This window comes from Mesocryomonas lacus (assembly GCF_055730105.2).
In genome coordinates, this window is the sequence record NZ_JBUZWF020000007.1 from 62,773 (window position 1) to 79,512 (window position 16,740).

At 66.8% G+C, this 16,740-nt stretch carries 11 protein-coding genes; 3 read left to right on the forward strand and 8 right to left on the reverse strand.

What is annotated here, in order from left to right; translation table 11 throughout:
* Window positions 1-4: 4 nt before the first annotated feature.
* The 3 genes from ACZLZQ_RS20595 to ACZLZQ_RS20605 all read left to right on the forward strand — a co-directional run bounded on the left by ACZLZQ_RS20595 (window position 5) and on the right by ACZLZQ_RS20605 (window position 4,625).
* Window positions 5-2,422, forward strand: a complete 2,418-nt coding sequence (locus ACZLZQ_RS20595; RefSeq protein WP_472950965.1) for a circularly permuted type 2 ATP-grasp protein — start codon at window positions 5-7, stop codon at window positions 2,420-2,422.
* On the forward strand, window positions 2,419-3,330 hold the full coding sequence (locus ACZLZQ_RS20600; protein WP_472950966.1) for a transglutaminase family protein: 912 nt from the start codon (window positions 2,419-2,421) through the stop codon (window positions 3,328-3,330). The genes ACZLZQ_RS20595 and ACZLZQ_RS20600 overlap by 4 nt, the downstream gene beginning before the upstream one ends.
* Window positions 3,331-3,467: 137 nt before the next feature.
* Window positions 3,468-4,625: a GGDEF domain-containing protein gene (locus ACZLZQ_RS20605; RefSeq protein WP_472950967.1), complete on the forward strand. Its 1,158-nt coding sequence runs from the start codon at window positions 3,468-3,470 to the stop codon at window positions 4,623-4,625.
* A 78-nt stretch (window positions 4,626-4,703) separates the two neighbouring features.
* On the opposite strand, the gene glgB is transcribed toward ACZLZQ_RS20605, so the two are convergent.
* From glgB to ACZLZQ_RS20645, 8 genes are all read right to left on the reverse strand, one after another.
* Window positions 4,704-6,929 (reverse strand): 1,4-alpha-glucan branching protein GlgB, encoded by a 2,226-nt coding sequence (gene glgB, locus ACZLZQ_RS20610; protein ID WP_472950968.1) that lies wholly within the window; start codon window positions 6,927-6,929, stop codon window positions 4,704-4,706.
* Complete coding sequence (locus tag ACZLZQ_RS20615; protein ID WP_472950969.1) at window positions 6,929-8,509, reverse strand: putative maltokinase; 1,581 nt, start codon at window positions 8,507-8,509, stop codon at window positions 6,929-6,931. The genes glgB and ACZLZQ_RS20615 overlap by 1 nt, the downstream gene beginning before the upstream one ends.
* A 102-nt stretch (window positions 8,510-8,611) precedes the next feature.
* On the reverse strand, window positions 8,612-10,642 hold the full coding sequence (locus ACZLZQ_RS20620; protein WP_472950970.1) for an alpha-1,4-glucan--maltose-1-phosphate maltosyltransferase: 2,031 nt from the start codon (window positions 10,640-10,642) through the stop codon (window positions 8,612-8,614).
* Between the two features lie 177 nt (window positions 10,643-10,819).
* The gene (locus ACZLZQ_RS20625) at window positions 10,820-11,668 is read right to left on the reverse strand and encodes a fumarylacetoacetate hydrolase family protein (protein WP_472950971.1); all 849 of its coding nucleotides are present in this window, start codon (window positions 11,666-11,668) and stop codon (window positions 10,820-10,822) included.
* Window positions 11,669-11,785: 117 nt separating this feature from the next.
* The gene (guaD, locus tag ACZLZQ_RS20630; protein WP_472950972.1) at window positions 11,786-13,195 is read right to left on the reverse strand and encodes a guanine deaminase; all 1,410 of its coding nucleotides are present in this window, start codon (window positions 13,193-13,195) and stop codon (window positions 11,786-11,788) included.
* On the reverse strand, window positions 13,192-14,445 hold the full coding sequence (locus ACZLZQ_RS20635) for a urate hydroxylase PuuD (protein ID WP_472950973.1): 1,254 nt from the start codon (window positions 14,443-14,445) through the stop codon (window positions 13,192-13,194). Before ACZLZQ_RS20635 ends, guaD begins: the two co-directional genes overlap by 4 nt.
* 193 nt (window positions 14,446-14,638) lie before the next feature.
* The gene (locus ACZLZQ_RS20640) at window positions 14,639-15,742 is read right to left on the reverse strand and encodes a BMP family ABC transporter substrate-binding protein (protein ID WP_472950974.1); all 1,104 of its coding nucleotides are present in this window, start codon (window positions 15,740-15,742) and stop codon (window positions 14,639-14,641) included.
* 77 nt (window positions 15,743-15,819) lie between these two features.
* Window positions 15,820-16,740, reverse strand: coding sequence for an ABC transporter permease (locus tag ACZLZQ_RS20645; RefSeq protein ID WP_472951099.1), 921 nt, complete (start codon window positions 16,738-16,740; stop codon window positions 15,820-15,822).

A 16,740-nucleotide genomic window follows, 5' to 3' on the forward strand; every position in this document is an offset into this window, starting at 1 on the left:
AGCCATGAGTGCCGCCGCTTCCCGAGAGGGCCTGGCGCTCGACGCGCTGCTGGCGGGCTACCACCCGCCGGCGGGGGTCTATGACGAGATGCTGGCGGCCGATGGCAGCATCCGGCCGCACTATAGCCCGCTCGCCGAGGCGCTGGCGGCGATGACCGCGTCCGACCGCGCCGGCCGGGTGCGGAGCGCCCGCCAGTACCTGCGCGAGGCCGGCGTCTTCTACCGCGTCTATGGCGGCACTGGCGAGGCAGAACGCGACGAGCGCAGCTGGCCGTTGACCTTCCCGCCGCTGATCCTCGGCGCGGCGGAATGGGCGGCGCTCGAACGCGGCCTCGTCCAGCGCGCCGGCTTCCTCGAAGCGCTGGTCGGCGATCTCTATGGCGCGCGGACGCTGCTCGCCAACGGCACCCTGCCGGCGGTGATCGTTGGCGAGAACCCCGAATTCCTGCGGCCGATCGCCAATCAAGGCCTGGCCGGCGATCCGCTGATCCGCTTCATCGCCATCGACCTCGGCCGCGGCCCGGACGGGCGCTGGTGGGTGCTCGGCGACCGCACACAGGCGCCGTCGGGCGCCGGCTTCGCGCTGGAAAACCGCGTCGCCACCTCGCGCGCCTTTCCCGATCTCAACGCCGACATGCGGGTTCAGCGGCTCGCCGGCTTCTTCCAGCGCTTCCGGCAATCCTTGCTCCGGCTGAACCAGGACGGCACCGAGCGCATCGGCGTGTTGACGCCGGGCCCGATGAACGAGACCTATTTCGAGCACGCCTACCTCTCACGCTATCTCGGCTTCCTGCTGCTCGAAGGCGGCGATCTCGTCGTCAACGACGATGCGGTGGAGGTGCGCACCGTCGACGGCTTCGAACCGCTGAAGGTGCTGTGGCGGCGCCTCGACTCGGACTTCGCCGATCCGCTGGAGCTGTTCCAGCGCTCGCGCATCGGCACGCCCGGCCTGTTGCGGGCGATCCGCGCGGGATCGCTGCAGATGGTCAATGCGCTCGGCTCCGGCATTCTCGAGACGCGCGCGCTCCTTGCCTTCCAACCGGCGCTTGCCAAGGCGCTGATCGGCGAGACATTGGAACTGCCGACCATCGCCACCTGGTGGTGCGGCCAGGCGGAAGAGCGCGACCACGTCTCGCGCAACCGTCACCGGCTGGCGCTCGCCGACGCCTTCCCGCACGCCTCCGATCCGCCCCCAGGAAACCGGCAGGACCGCCTTTCCGCCGAACTCGACGCCGGCGGCACCGGCGTCGTCGGCCAGGAGCTCGTCGCGCTGTCGACCGCCCCGGTCTTCCTCGACGACACGCTGGTCGCCCGGCCGGTGACGCTGCGCGTGTTCCTCGCCCGCGACGCGACCGGCTGGCACGTCATGCCCGGCGGCTTCGCCCGGGTTTCCGACGAGACCGACGCCAAGGCGGTGTCGATGCAGGCGGGCGGGCGTTCGACTGATGTCTGGGTGACTTCCGATACCGACGAGGAGCCGCTGACGCTGCTCGGCGAAGTGCCGACCGGCAACTTTCTGCGCCGGCGTCCGGGCGCCTTGCCGGCCCGCGCTGCCGACAACTTGTTCTGGCTCGGCCGCTACACCGAGCGCACGGAAGTCGCGACGCGGCTGTTGCGACTCTACGCCTCCCGACAGTCGGAAGCCGCCCGGCAAGGACTTGTCGACCGGCGCGTCGCCCAGTTGCTGCAGCGCGTCGGCGTCGATGTCACCGCGGCGCATCCGGCCGCGGGTCTCCTCAAACTGTCGCGCTCGGCGCTGAACACCGCCTCGCGCATCCGCGACCGCTTCTCGCCCGACGGCTGGCGGACGCTGAGCGAGATCGTCGACCTCCTCGACGATGCGACGCAGCACGGCGGCGACGAGGACCTGATCGCGCTGACCAGCCAGGTGATGACCCGGCTCTCGGGCTTCACCGGGCTGGTGCGCGAGAACATGTACCAGTTCGCCGGCTGGCGTTTCCTCAAATGCGGTCGTCGGATCGAGCGCGGCGCGATGACCGCCGCGATCGCCGCCGCCGTCACCGCCGGCGAGGTGCCCGAAGGCGCCTTCGAGGTCCTGCTGGAGTTCACCGACAGCCGCGTCACCTACCGCCGCCGCTATACCGTGACCCTCTCGCGCGAGACGGTGCTGGACCTCACCGTCCTTGACCCCGCCAATCCGCGCTCGGTCGCCTATCAGGTGAACTCGCTGAAGCGGGCGATCGGCGAGCTGCCGGGCGTCGTCGCCGGCGAGACGCTCGACCAGTTGGCGCGGCGGATCGCGCGCTTGCAGGTGCGGCTTGCGACGGCCGGGCCGACGGAGGTTGACGAGGCCTTCCTGCAAAGGGTCGCTGGCGACTTCTCCGACCTTTCCGATCTCTTGACGCAGCGCTATTTCGCCTCTGACCCTGGCGAAACGGTCGAACGGTTCGATCACGAATGATCTACGACATCACTCTGAAGATCGCCTCCGTCTACCCGTCGGCCGTCAAGGATGCGCGCCACGTCCTGCGCATCCGGCTGCGTGACGGCGCCGGCCAGACCACGATTGCCCAGTCGTTGAACGTGCTGCCGCAAGCCGAGGAGCACAACACGGAGCATGATTTCTTCGGCAACGAGATCGACCATGTCCTCTTGCGCAAGGCGCACGAGCGGCTGAGTGTCGAGATGCGCGCCCGGGTGCGCGTCGAGTCAAGGGCGCCCGATCTTGGCGCGACGCCGACGCTGGCGGACATCCGCGACGCCGCATTGCGCAGCCGCGACTTCGGCCCCCTCAGCCCGGTGCATTTCCTCGCTTCGAGCCGGTTGGTGCGCCAGTCGGCCGAGATCGGCACCTATCTCGGCGCCCCCCTCGCCCCGGCCAGCTCCGGCGGCGACGCGGTGCTGTTCCTGACCCGCCAGATCTACGACGACTTCACCTACGCGCCCGGCTCGACCCGCATCGACACGCCGGTCGAAACGGTGTTCCGCACCCGCCGCGGGGTCTGTCAGGATTTTGCCCATCTCGGCATTGCCGGCCTCCGGGCGCTCGGCATTCCCACCGCCTATGTCAGCGGCTTCCTGCGCACCTTGCCGCCGCCGGGGCGGCCGCGGCTCGAGGGCGCCGACGCGATGCACGCCTGGATCAAGGTCTGGCTCGGCGCGGAGACCGGCTGGGTCGGCTTCGATCCGACCAATGGCGTCGTCACCGGCGCCGACCATATCGAAGTCGCCATCGGCCGCGACTATGCCGACGTCGCCCCGATCGGCGGTTTCTTCGTTACCTCCGGCTCGCAAAAGAGCCGGCACAGCGTGGACGTCGTGCCCGTCGAGTTGGAGACGGTTGCCGGGACGCAGGGACCCGCATCTTAAAGGAAGTTTTGCGCATCTGGCGCTAGAACAAGGCTGCGATGGGATGAGTTACCCATCTGGGATTTTTCTGGCAGGGCCGGCCGACCCGGTCGTGCGATGTTCCAGCCGGATAAAAGTGACAACGCCTGGCGAACCCGATGCAGATACACGTTCCGACGCTGTTCTACCTGATGTGCGGGATCAGCCTCCTGGCCGCCGGAAGAATGGCCCTGGAGTGGCAGCGCCAGCGATCCCCGTCACTCCTGTGGTGGAGCTTCAGCTATCTCACGATCGCGGTAGCGGGCCTCCTCAGCAGTCTGCGCGCGCTTGGGTTTGTCACGATCGGGATCGGGCTGTCGAATGCCCTCCTGGTCGCCGGCTATGGGATGATCTGGCATGCCGCAGCACAGTTCACCGGCCAGCGCGCTCTGATCCCTCTGCTGCTGGGAGGCGTCCTGGTCTGGCTGGTGGCCTGGACCTTCCCCAGCTTTGCCGCCAATGTCGATCTTCGCATTCTCTTAAGTTCGGCGCTCATCGCGGCCTACAGCTTCGGCGCCGCCAGTTGTTTCCTCAGGTCGCGCGAAGGTCGTGTCGCGACGCGCCAGGCCGGATGGGCCTTTCTCCTGCACGGCACCATCTATCTCGCCCGGATCGCGACACTGCCGATCTTCTCCAGCCCCGCCGATCCGCTGCGGTCGGGCAGCTTGCCGATGGTCATCGTGATGTTCGAGGCGGTGCTGTTCATCGTCGTCACGACCTACCTCTACCTCGCGATGACACGGGAGCGCAGCGAGAAACTGCTGATCGCCGAATACCAGGTCGACTACCTGACCGGTGTCGCCAACCGGCGAGCCTTCACCGAACAGGCCCGGCGCGAGATTGCCGAACGGGGTGCCGTGGCCGCGCTGATCTTCGATCTCGATCATTTCAAACAGATCAACGACCAGTACGGACATGCGCTGGGCGACGAGATCCTGAAGCTCTTCTGCCGCGTGGCGCAGGCGCAACTCACCCCCGCTGACCTTTTCGGCCGTCTTGGAGGGGAGGAGTTCGCCTTGCTGCTGCCGGGCGATACAGAGAGCGCCGCCCGCCGGAAGGCGCTGTCCATTATCGAGGATTTTGCAGCCGCGGCGCGGGAAGTGGCCGGACGACCGGTTGGCGCAACGGTCAGCGCTGGCCTCGCCATCCCTCCACAGTCGCTGGATCTCGGTGAACTGCTGCGGGAAGCGGACGAGGCACTGTACCGGGCCAAGCGAGCGGGTCGAAACGGTTTGGCCGTTTCCAACGGCGATCTCGAAATGGCAGGCGCTCTCTAAGTGGCAGAGCATCAAGAGTGGTCATGCAAAAGGGGCACCCGCGAGGGTGCCCCTTAGCGTTTGGATGATGTTGCGCTGTCAGACTGCCGCGGAGGCCGAGACCAGCACGATGGTCGAGAGCGGCGGCAAGGTCAGCGACAGCGAATAGGGCCGGCCGTTGACCGACCATTCGTCCGCCGTCTTGGCGCCCATGTTGCCGACATTCGAGCCGCCGTAGAGGTCGGCGTCGGTGTTCATCCGCTCCACCCACTCGCCGGCGATCGGCACGCCGATCCGGTAGCCGTGGCGCGGCACCGGCGTGAAGTTCGAGACGATTAGCACCGGATTGCCCAGCGCATCCTTGCGCAGGAAGGCGATAACGCTCTCCTCCGAGTTCTGGGTGTCGATCCACTCGAAACCGGCCGCGTCACAGTCCAGCTCGTGCAGCGCCGGGATCTCGCGGTAGAGCGTGTTGAGGTCGCGCACCAGCCGCTGCATGCCCGCATGCGAGGGATCGTCCAGCAGGTGCCAGTCGAGCGACTGGTCGTGGTTCCATTCCTTCTGCTGCGCGAACTCGCCGCCCATGAAGATCAGCTTCTTGCCGGGATGGCTCCACATGAAGCCGAGATAGGCGCGAAGGTTCGCGAACTTCTGCCAGTGGTCGCCCGGCATCTTGTCGAGCAGCGAGCCCTTCCCGTAGACGACCTCATCATGGCTGAGCGGCAGGATGAAGTTCTCGGAGTAGGCGTAGACCATGCCGAAGGTCATGTGGTGATGGTGGTAGCGGCGGTTGACCGGGTCTTCCTGCATGTAGTGCAGAGTGTCGTGCATCCAGCCCATGTTCCACTTGAAGTGGAAGCCGAGACCGCCGGCATAGGTCGGCCGCGAGACGTCCGGGAAGGACGTCGATTCCTCGGCATGGGTCGTCGCATTCGGATAGTAGCCACCGACCTTCTCATTGGTCTCCTTGAGGAAGGCGATGGCCTCGAGGTTCTCGCGGCCGCCGTGGATGTTGGGTTCCCACTCGCCCTCCTTGCGGGAGTAGTCGAGGTAAAGCATCGACGCGACCGCATCGACGCGCAGGCCATCAATGTGGAAGCGATCGAGCCAGAACAGCGCGTTAGAGACGAGGAAATTCTTGATCTCGGTCCGACCGTAATCGTAGATCAGCGTGTTCCAGTCCTGATGGAAGCCGCGTCGCGGATCCGGGTGCTCGTAGAGCGCCGTGCCGTCGAAGCGCGCGAGGCCGTGGATGTCGGTCGGGAAGTGTCCCGGCACCCAGTCAAGCAGCACGCCAATATCCGCCTGGTGCAGCGCATCGACCAGCCGTGCGAACGCCTCGGGCGAGCCGTAGCGCGAGGTCGTGGCGTAGAGGCCGATCGGCTGGTAGCCCCACGAACCGTAGAACGGGTGCTCGGAGACCGGCATCAGCTCGACATGGGTAAAGCCCATCTCCTTGACGTAAGGCACCAGCTGCCCGGCGATCTGGTCATAGTCCAGCATGGTGTCGCCGTCGCCGCGGCGCCAAGAACCGAGATGCACCTCGTAGATCGAGATCGGCTTGCCGGCATCCTGCCAGTCGCGCGGCTTCGACGTGAAGGCATGGTCCTTCCAGTCGTGCTGCACCAGCCCGTCGACGATCGACGCGGTGGCCGGCGCCTCTTCCTGAAGGAAGCCGACCGGATCCTGCTTCAGCGGCAGGACCTCGCCGTGCGGGCCGATGATCTCGAACTTGTAAACCTCGCCCCGGCCGATGCCGGGGATGAAGATCTCGAAGCAACCGCATTCATGCCGCTTGCGCATGACGTTGCGGCGGCCGTCCCAGGAGTTGAAGTTACCGACCACCGATACCCGGCGGGCATCGGGCGCCAAGACAACGAAGCTCGTGCCGGCAATGCCGTCCATCTCCGTCGGGTGCGCACCGAACTTCTCATAGAGGCGGGAGTGCGAGCCTTCCGCCAGGAGGTAGACGTCGAGTTCGCCAAGGATCGGGCCAAACCGGTAGGCATCGTCCTCGAGCCAGTCGTCGGTGCCGTGCGTGAACTTGAAGCGATAGGTATCGCCTTGCTTCAGACCGGCGACGTAGCCGGAGTGAAAGCCCTCGCCCAGCACCGGCTCGAGCCTGCCCAGTGCCTTGCCCGAAGCGTCGACGACGGTCGCGGTTTCGGCGCCCGGCCGGAATGCCCGGATGATGGCGCCGCCCTCGGAGAATTTGGGGCCAAGAATGGCGAAGGGGTCGCCGTGCGTGCCGCGCGCGATTTCCTGCGCCTCCCACTCATTGGGACGATGCTCGGGGGTCTTCGGGGTCGTGGCGGTGATGTTCATCACAGAACCTGTCGTTTTTCGAGAAGGGAAATGATGCCGCGCAGCGGGATCGACAGCCAAGCCGGGCGCGACGCCGCCTCGTACTTCAGTTCGTAGAAGGCCTTTTGCAGGATGAAGAGATCGAGCAGCTGCGCCGACCCCGCATCATCGAGCGACAGGCCGGACGCCTCGCTCCAAGCGGATAGGAAGGCGGCACTGACCTCATCGCGCCACGCCGCCGCCATCGCCCGCCGCGTATCGTAGGCTTGATCTGTGACCGGCACCGCCTGGTCGAGCGCTGCGAAGGCCGCATAGTCGAACGAGCGCAACATGCCAGCGACGTCACGCAGCGGCGAGGATTTTTCCCGGCGCTCCTCCAGCGGCGCGCCCGGCTCTCCCTCGAAGTCGAGGATTACCACGTCGTCGCCGGAGACCAGCAGCTGGCCGAGGTGATAGTCGCCGTGAATGCGGGTCCGGTGGCTGGCGATAGCGGTGCCGGCAAATCCGTCGAACCATGCCATGATGGCAGGCTCGGCCGCCAGAAGGCGGTCGATGTCGGGCGCCACATCTCCGCCCACGGAACCGCGGATCTGCTGGAGGACGCCGAGCGACTCGGCGGCCCCGGCCTTGGCGCCGCCGACAAAATGGGCGAGCGCTGCCGCATCGACCGGCTCGGGATCAAAGTCCGCATCGCCCGTCACGGTGGCGAGCGCCGCGTGCATCTCGCCTGTGCGGCGGCCGACGACCGTGCCGTGGCCGTCATCGCTTGCCCCGGCCGTGCCGGCGGCGAGCGACGCCGCCAGTGCCTCGGTGACCACCGTCCAGGCGTCGCCCTGGTTCTCCGCCAGCTTGAACATTGCCGCGACCGCGGCGCGCGTGCCGTCGGGCCGCACGAGTTCGATCGAGCCGAACAGCGCCGGCGTGCCGGTGAAGTCGGTGTGGTCGGTCAGGAACCGCGTCACCTCGAGTTCCGGCTGCACGCCATCGCGGAGCAGACGGTAGAACTTCAGCACGCCGACGTCGCCGATCAGAATCGAGGTGTTCGACTGCTCGCCGGAGATCACCCGGATGCGCTCCGGCGCGACGGCGCGGGCACGCTCCAGCACATCACCGGCAAGCGGCGAGGCGATGATCTCGAGCCGGCCATTGCCGAGGTCGACATCGCGGCCATCGGCGATGAGCGCGGTGACGATGGCGGCAAAAGCCGCATCGCGGGTCCCGTCGATCAGGGAGCCCGGGCGCATGCCCTGGTCGATCGCCGTCAGGCGGTGCGGCAGGCTGGCCGCCCCGTCATGCCCTTCGTCGAACCGCGTGCTCAGCGGCAACAGATAGCGCTGCTCGCCGGCGGCGGTCCGAGTCACCGTCTCCGTCAGGAGATGGCGGCCATCGCCCGGCGCGGGCACACCAAGAACTTTGAGCTCCGTCTCGCCCGCACCGCGGTTGCGGCCGGAGAACCAGCGCTGCCGGCCGAGAAACTCCGGCAGCAGTCGGGCAATCTCCTGCTGCGCCTCGGGCGTCAGGACGGCATGAAGCGGTCCGTCGGAAAGGGTCAGCGGCGGTGCGGCGTTCGTGTCGGTGGCAGCGGGGGTCGATGAGGTCATGAAAGATCGCTCTCTGATCGCCGGTCCACGCTGCCGAGGGCAGCGGGAACCAGGGGACGGCGCTTAGCGCCCGGCGGGCACGGGAAGGTCGGCTCCCGTTGCTCAGACGGTGATGCGCAGCGCAACGTAAGGCGTCGCGGCCGGGTCCAGCCACCAGTTCTGGATCTTGCCTTGCCAGTCGAACTGCTGGCCGTTTGCAAGATTCTCGACATGCACCACGCCATCGTCCGGCAGCCCGAGTTCCCACAGCGGGACCTCGAAATTGCCGCCCTGCGGATTGTGCGGATCGAGGTTGACGATAAACAGGAGGAAGCTTGAGCCGTCGGGCGTCCGCTTGCCGTAGTAGAGGACGTTGTCGTTCCAGAAATTGTAGAAGGCGAGGTCGCGGAACGAGCGCAGCGCCGGCTCTGACTGACGGATGCGGTTGAAGAAGGCGATGTCGTCGCGGATGTTACCCGGCGCCTTCCAGTCGAAGGCACGGATCTCGTACTTCTCGGAGTTGAGATACTCTTCCTTGCCGAGCACCGGCAGGTACTCGCAAAGCTCGTAGCCGGAGTAGACGCCGTAATTGCCGCCGAGCGTCGCCGCCAGCGCCAGTCGGATCTGGAAGCCCGGACGGCCCGAGGTCTGCAGGTAGCGCGGGTTGATGTCCGGCGTGTTGACGAAGAAGTTCGGCCGCATGTACTCGGCCGCTTCCGTCGTGGTCAGCTCGGTCAGGTACTGCTCCAGCTCCCATTTCAGGTTCCGCCAGGTGAAGTACGAATAGGACTGGTTGTAGCCGACCTTCGCCAGCCGCTTCATCGGCTTCGGCCGCGTGAACGCCTCCGCGAGGAAGATCGCGCCGGGCTCGACCTTGCGCACTTCCTCGATCATCCACTCCCAGAACGGGAAGGGCTTGGTGTGCGGGTTGTCGACGCGGAAGATCTTCACGCCCTTGTCGACCCAGAACAGCACGATGTCGCGCAGCTCGTACCAGAGCGAGGGAATGGCGCCGCGGTAGAAGTGGACGTTGACGATGTCCTCGTACTTCTTCGGCGGGTTCTCGGCGAACTTGATGGTGCCGTCCGGCCGCCAGTCAAACCATTCCGGATGCTGCTTGATCCAGGGATGGTCGGGCGAGCACTGGATCGCGAAGTCGATCGCGATCTCCATGCCGTGCTCGGCAGTCTTCTCGACCAGCCGAGCAAAATCCTCGAACGTGCCGAGCTCGGGATGCAGCGCATCATGGCCGCCCTCCTCCGAGCCGATGGCATACGGGCTGCCCGGATCGTCTGGACCTGGCGTCAGGGTGTTGTTCTTGCCCTTGCGGTTGAGCTTGCCGATCGGGTGGATCGGCGGGAAATAGAGGACGTCGAAGCCCATTTCCTGGATGTCCGGCAGGCGCGCGATGACGTCGTCGAACGTGCCGTGGCGGTTGACGTCGCCCGACTGCGAGCGCGGCATCAGCTCGTACCAGGCGCTGAACGCCGCCCGCTCACGGTCGACCCAGACCGGCACGTCGATGGGATAGCGCGTCAGATTGGTGCGCATGCCGGTCTCGATGAGGATGCGCACCGTCTCGGCATCCATCATCAGCGTGTACTGCGTGTCAGCGTCGCCCTTGGCCTGCAGCTGCTCCAGCGTCTGAACCAGCGACTTCAGCGCGGCGCGGTCGGCCGCGCTGCCGCGGTCGGAGGTCGCGGCATCGATGATCAGCTGGCGCCCTTCGGTCAGCTCCAGCGTGATGTCGAGGCCAGCGGTCTTCTTCTTCTCCGCCTCGTAGCGCCACGTGGCGTACAGATCGCGCCAGGCGATGACGGAGTAGCGATGCGGCCCCGGCGTCTCGAACGCGATCTCGGCTTGCCACCGGTCGTTCTCCACGAAGGTGAACTGCTTTTCGCGCAGTTCTCCGCCGGCTGCGCCGTAGACCACCGCCGCGCCCAGCTGCTCGTGGCCGTCGCAGTAGATGTCGGCCTCGACGATCAGCGGCTCGTTCTCGACGCGCTTGACGGCGAAACGACCGCCGTCGATCTCCGGGGAGACGCCTTCGATGACCATGCGGCTGTCGGCCAACACCTGCAGGCGGGCATCGACAGGCACCTTGGGGGCGACGATCTTCGAGGGCTTGCGGGGTGTTTCGGTGGCACTGGCCATGATGACCCTTCCGAGCTTGAATGCGAGGACGCTACGCGCGCCAAGATCGCGCCATGCCGTCGGCATTCCGGTCTCTTCGCACTGCAGCGCTTTGGGGGAGAACAGCCGAGCTGCTTACGGGTTGCGCCCGTTCGCGCGCTTTCTTCGGCGCGAACGGGGCAAACGCGGCGTAAGTGTCTACGCGGCGTAGGCTTTCACCGTCTGGCGCTGTTCGCCGAGATGGGACCCGCCAAGGGTCATGATGTCGCCAGCCTTCAGCCAGCGCGGCGGCTTCATGCCCATGGCGACACCGGGCGGCGTGCCGGTGGTGATGACGTCGCCGGGCTGCAGGAGAATGAACTCCGAGATGTAGGAGACGATCTTCTTGATCGGGAAGATCATCGTCGCGGTCGAGCCGGTCTGCATGCGCTCGCCGTTGACGTCGAGCCAGAGGTCGACGGCCTGGACGTCCGCGATCTCGTCCTGCGTCACCAGCCAGGGGCCGAGCGGTCCGAAGGTCGGAGCGCCCTTGCCCTTCATCCACTGGCCGCCGCGCTCGGTCTGCCAGGCACGCTCGGACACGTCATTGCAAAGGCAGTAGCCGGCGACGTAGTCGAGCGCGTCGGCCTCGGAGACGTTGTGCGCCTCCTCGCCGATGACGATGGCGATCTCGACCTCCCAGTCGAGCTTGGTCGAGTTCTTCGGCGCGATCACGTCGTCATGCGGGCCGACAATCGAGGACGGCGCCTTGTTGAACAGGATCGGCTCGGCCGGGATCGGGGCGCCGGTCTCGGCGGCGTGGTCGGCATAGTTGAGCCCGACAGCGATGAAGTTGCCGACGCGGCCGACGCAAGGGCCGAGGCGGTGCGACGGGTCGGCCTTCGGCAGGCTCTTCGGGTCGAGCGCCCGGATGCGCTCCAGCCCGGCGCGCGACAGATGCGCCCCGGACAGGTCATCGATTTCGCCAGACAGGTCGCGCAGCACGTGTTCCGCGTCGATCAGTCCCGGCTTCTCCTCGCCAGGGGCGCCAAATCGTACCAGTCGCATCGCATTCTCCTCAGCGTTTCGCTCCCGGCAGGCGCGCGGCGCCGGCCGTCGCGGGTAGAGATAGCCCGATCAGCGCATTTGTCCCGCTTTGGCCGGGAGAAAAGCGGGGGCGGCGCCCTACTGGTCGTCGGGGGCGGCCAGTGATTCCGCCGGCAGTTCGGCTGCCCGCAACGGAAACTCCGGCCGATCCTCCATCGGCCGGTGGGTGAACGCCTGGCGGTCGTGCACCCTCTTGCCCGCGACATAGGTCGCCGCCACCACGCGGTCGTCGCCCATGGTCATCAGCACGAAGAGTTCCTCGGCCAGCGACGTTACCCGCTCCATCCGCTGCTGCAGCGCCATCGTGGCATGACCGTCGAGCACAACGACATCCGCCTCATAGCCCGGTGCCAGCCGGCCGATCCGGTCCTCCATTCCGATCGCCGCGGCATTGCCGGCGGTCAGCATGTGGAAAGCCTCGAAAGCCGGAAGCGTCTGGCGCTGGAGGGCCAGCACCTTGTAGGCCTCCATCGCCGTCGTCAGCAGGGAGTAGCTGGTCCCGCCGCCGATGTCGGTGGCGAGCCCCACCTTGATGCCCGCCGTCTTCATCGCCGCGAGATCGAAAAGGCCGGAGCCGAGAAAGAGGTTCGAGGTCGGGCAGAAGATCGCCGAGGCGCCAGCATCGGCGAGCGCCGTGCGCTCGCGCTCGGTCAGGTGGATGCAATGGCCGAACAGCGCGCGGTCGCGCACCAGGCCGTAGCGCTCGTAGACTTCGGTATAGTCCTTCGACCAAGGGAAGAGCTCGCGCACGAAGGCGATCTCGCCGTGGTTCTCGGAGAGATGCGTCTGGATGTGCATGTCGGGATATTCGACCGCCAGCGCCCCGGCGGTGCGCAGCTGCGCCTCGGTGGAGGTCGGCGCGAAGCGCGGCGTGATGGCGTAGGACAGCCGCCCTTGCCCGTGCCAGCGCGCGATCAGCGCCTTGGACTCCTCGTAGCCGCGCTCGGCCGTGTCGAGCAGCGCCTCCGGCGCATTGCGGTCCATCATCACCTTGCCGGCGATCAGCCGCATGCCCCGCCGCATGGCCTCGCCGAACAGGGCGTCGACGCTGGCGGGATGCGAGGTGCAGTAGACCGCCGCCGTCGTCGTGCCGCAGCGCAGCAGCTCCTCGACGAGGAAGAGCGAAGCGGCCGCGCAGAGATCGGGGTCGTGGTAGCGGCTCTCCTCGGGAAAGGTGTAGTTCGCCAGCCAGTCCAGAAGTTCGGTGCCGTAGGAGCCGATCACCTGGGTCTGCGGCATGTGCAGGTGCGGATCGACGAAGCCCGGCATGATCAAATACGGCCGGTGGTCGGTGACTGCGACGTCCACCGGCAACCGCTTCAGGATCTCGGTGGCGTCGCCGATCTCGGTGATGATGCCGTCTTCGAAGACGAGAAGCCCGTCTTCGATGAAGCGCACGGCCTTCGAGGAGGTCGAGGGCTCGGCGTCGAACGAGACAAGACGTCCGCGCAGCGCGGTCTTGCGGGTCTTCAAAGGGGGCAGGCTCATCGCGTGTAAATCCCGTCGGCCGCGTCGATCCAGGCGGAGAGCCGGCGGCGCTCCTCCGGCTCGAGGCCGGTGATGTTGCCAGGCGGCATCGCATGGCTGCGTACAGCCTGCACCTCGATCAGGCCGGCATTGTGGACGATGTCGTCGGACGTCTCGAGGAGAACGTTTTTCGGCGGATGCACCATGCCGGGCCAGAGCGGTTCGCGGGCGTGGCACATCGCGCAGCGCGCCTGGACGATCGCCTCGGCCTCGGCGAAATGCGGCGACCGGGCGAGCGCGATCTGCGGGTCCTTGGTCCACCCGCGGGCCACAGGCGCCGCGGCAGCTTCACCCGGCGCCGCCCGCCAGCCGGGAAAGCCGGACAGCGTGATCACGGCGGCAAACAGCACGGCCGCCACCGCCCAGCACCACCAGAGCTTCACGTGCGTCCGGTGCAGCGTGTTGAAATAGTGCCGGATCACTGCGCCGATCAGCAGCACCAGCCCGGCGATCGCCCAGTTCCATTTCGTGGCGAAGGCCAGCGGATAATGGTTCGACAGCATCAGGAAGATGACCGGCAGCGTCAGGTAGTTGTTGTGCAGCGAGCGCTGCTTGGCCTGGGCGCCGAGATGGGCCGCCGGCGTGCGCCCCGCCTTCAGGTCGGCGACGACGATGGTCTGGTTCGGGATGATCAGCCGGAAGACGTTGGCGGTCATAATCGTCGCGATCATCGCGCCGGTGTGCAGCATCGCGCCGCGCCCTGAGAACACCTGGGAGAACAGGAAGGAGGCGGTGACGACGTAGACGAAGAGGACCGCCAGCAGCGCCGTGTCGTTCTTCGCCAGTGGCGACTTGCAGAGGAGGTCGTAGAACACCCAGCCCGCGAGGATGCCGAAGATGCCGATCGCCGAGGCACCCCAGACCGGCAGGTCGGCGCGTTCGGGATCGATCAGATAGAGCTCGGCGCCGAGATAGTAGACGAGGAACAGCAAAGCCGCGCCCGACAGCCAGGTGGCGTAGCTCTCCCATTTGAACCAGGTGAGGTCCTCCGGCATATCAGCCGGCGCCACCATGTACTTCTGCACGTGATAGAACCCGCCGCCATGCACCTGCCAGGCCTCGCCGCCGACACCCGGCGGCAGCTGGCGCGACTTGCGAAGCCCGAGATCGAGCGCGATGAAGTAGAACGACGAGCCGATCCACGCCATCGCCGTCACCACGTGCAACCAGCGCACCGCAAAACTCAGCCATTCGTAGAGGTATGGGGCCATGCCTTGCCTGCTTGGTTACGAACTTTGGGCGGGTGGCGGCGCACACCCCCCTCTGAGCTGCCGCCCATCTCCCCCTCAAGGGGGGAGATCAGCTAGTCGCCGCCCTTAACGCGCTCGATCTCCCCCCTTGAGGGGGAGATGCCCGGCAGGGCAGAGGGGGGTGAGCCCCGCTCGATCACGAAAATCCGAAGCCTTACGACTTCACGCCTTCCACATACCAATCCATCTTCAGCAGATCGCCGTCCGGAATGGCGGTTCCCGCCGGCACCTTCTCGGCGCCCGACTGGTCGTTGATCGGGCCGGTGAACACCTTATACGAACCGTCCTTGGTGCCATCGACGATCTTCTGCGCGGCGGCCTTCACGTCCTCCGGCATTTTCGGGTTGAAAGGCGACATCTCGACGAAGTCCTCCTTCATGCCGCCCCAGACGTCGCCCGGCTTCCAGGTGCCGTCGAGCACGGCCTGCACCGAGGTCACGTAATGCGGGCCCCAATGATCGACGATCGCGGTCATATGGGCGTTGGGCGCGAAGCTCTGCATGTCCCAGGCCTGGCCGAAGGCGATGGCGCCACGCTGCTCGGCGGCCTGCAGCGGGCCCGGCGAGTCCGTGTGCTGGGTGATGACGTCGGCGCCCTGGTCCATCAGCGCCTTGGCGGCGTCAGCCTCCTTGGCGGGGTCGTACCAGGAATTGACCCAGACGACCTGGGTCTCGAACTTCGGGTTCACCTTGCGGGCGGCCAGCGTGAAGGCGTTGATGCCCATCACGACTTCCGGGATCGGGAAGGAGGCGACATAGCCGCCCTTGCCGCTCTTCGACATCATGCCGGCGATGGTGCCAAGCACGGCGCGGCCCTCGTAGAAGCGCGAGTTGTAGATGCCCATGTTGGCGCCGGTGGTGAAGCCCGTGGCGTGCTCGAACTTCACGTTCGGGAACTGCTTGGCGACTTTCGCGGTCGGCTGCATGAAGCCGAAGGAGGTCGTGAAGATGATGTCGTTGCCGTCCTGCGCCAGCTGGCGGATGACGCGCTCGGCGTCCGGGCCTTCCGCGACGTTCTCGACGAAGCTCGTCTCGACCTTGTCGCCGAGCTTCTCGGCCAGGAACTTGCGGCCCTGGTCGTGGGCGAAGGAATAGCCGTAGTCGCCGACCGGGCCGACATAGACGAAGGCGGCCTTCACCTTGTCCTTCTTCTCTTGCGCAGCGGCAAGGCCGCTGAAGCCGGGGACGAGGTTGAGGGCGGACAAAGCGAGCAGCGAAGCGCCGCCTGCCAGAAGCCGGCGCCGGGTGATCTCGAGCATGGGACACTCCTTCTCAGTGGGATACGGGACGGTTTGCGCACACCGATTGTGTACGAAGATTGGATGCGATCGCCGGCTCACGCCGACGCCCGGAACGGCTTGCCGAGGCAGGCAGGAGCGGCCGTGCTGCCGTTGCCCCGCCCCATCGAGATCAGCGCGAGCACCACGACGGTCGCGAGATACGGCAGCGCCGACAGGAACTCCGGCGCAAAGGCCGAGAAGCCCGCGGCCTTCGCCTGCAGCTCCAGCGTGATCACCGCGCCGAAGAGGTAGGCGCCAAGCGCCAGCCGGCCGGGCCGCCAGGAGGCGAAGACGACGAGCGCGATGGCGATCCAGCCGCGCCCGGCGGTCAGCCGCTCCGCCCACATCGGCGTCAGCACCAGCGAGTAGTAGCAGCCGGCGAGCCCGGCCATCGCCCCGCCGAACAGCACCGCGGCATAGCGCACCTTCAGCACGGGATAGCCGATCGAATGCGCCGCCGTGTCGGACTCGCCAACGGCCCTGAGGATCAGCCCTGCCCGGCTGTGCTTGAGGAACCACCAGACCGCGAGAGTGAGGATCAGCGCGAAGTAGACCAGCGGCGAATGGCCGAAGACGACGCGCAGCACCGGGTCGCTGGCCAAGCTCGGCGGGAAAACGAGGCCGAGCGTCGCCGTGGTGATGCCGACGAAGGGCGCGCCAACCAGCGCCGAGACGCCGGTGCCGAAGATGGTCAGCGCAAGGCCCGTCGCCACCTGGTTGGCGCTGAGGCTGAGCGTCAGCACAGCGAAGACGAGCGATGCGGCGGCGGCCGCGAGCATCGCCGCGACGCAGCCAAGCGCCGGGCTGCCGGTGGTAACCGCGACGGCGAAGCCGGTGACGGCGCCGATCAGCATCATGCCCTCGACGCCGAGATTGAGAACGCCCGACTTCTCCGCCACCAGTTCACCGAGCGCGGCGATGAGGATCGGCGTCGCGGCGGCCGCGACCGTCATCAGGATCGAGATGAGGAGGGTCAG

Bases quoted from the DNA above. Each gene is read 5' to 3' on its own strand.
- ACZLZQ_RS20635 (WP_472950973.1), bottom strand. From the start codon at position 14,445: ATGGCCCCATACCTCTACGAATGGCTGAGTTTTGCGGTGCGCTGGTTG.
- ACZLZQ_RS20605 (WP_472950967.1), top strand. From the start codon at position 3,468: ATGCAGATACACGTTCCGACGCTGTTCTACCTGATGTGCGGGATCAGC.
- ACZLZQ_RS20600 (WP_472950966.1), top strand. From the start codon at position 2,419: ATGATCTACGACATCACTCTGAAGATCGCCTCCGTCTACCCGTCGGCC.
- guaD (WP_472950972.1), bottom strand. From the start codon at position 13,195: ATGAGCCTGCCCCCTTTGAAGACCCGCAAGACCGCGCTGCGCGGACGT.
- ACZLZQ_RS20640 (WP_472950974.1), bottom strand. From the start codon at position 15,742: ATGCTCGAGATCACCCGGCGCCGGCTTCTGGCAGGCGGCGCTTCGCTG.
- glgB (WP_472950968.1), bottom strand. From the start codon at position 6,929: ATGAACATCACCGCCACGACCCCGAAGACCCCCGAGCATCGTCCCAAT.
- ACZLZQ_RS20625 (WP_472950971.1), bottom strand. From the start codon at position 11,668: ATGCGACTGGTACGATTTGGCGCCCCTGGCGAGGAGAAGCCGGGACTG.
- ACZLZQ_RS20595 (WP_472950965.1), top strand. From the start codon at position 5: ATGAGTGCCGCCGCTTCCCGAGAGGGCCTGGCGCTCGACGCGCTGCTG.
- ACZLZQ_RS20620 (WP_472950970.1), bottom strand. From the start codon at position 10,642: ATGGCCAGTGCCACCGAAACACCCCGCAAGCCCTCGAAGATCGTCGCC.
- ACZLZQ_RS20615 (WP_472950969.1), bottom strand. From the start codon at position 8,509: ATGACCTCATCGACCCCCGCTGCCACCGACACGAACGCCGCACCGCCG.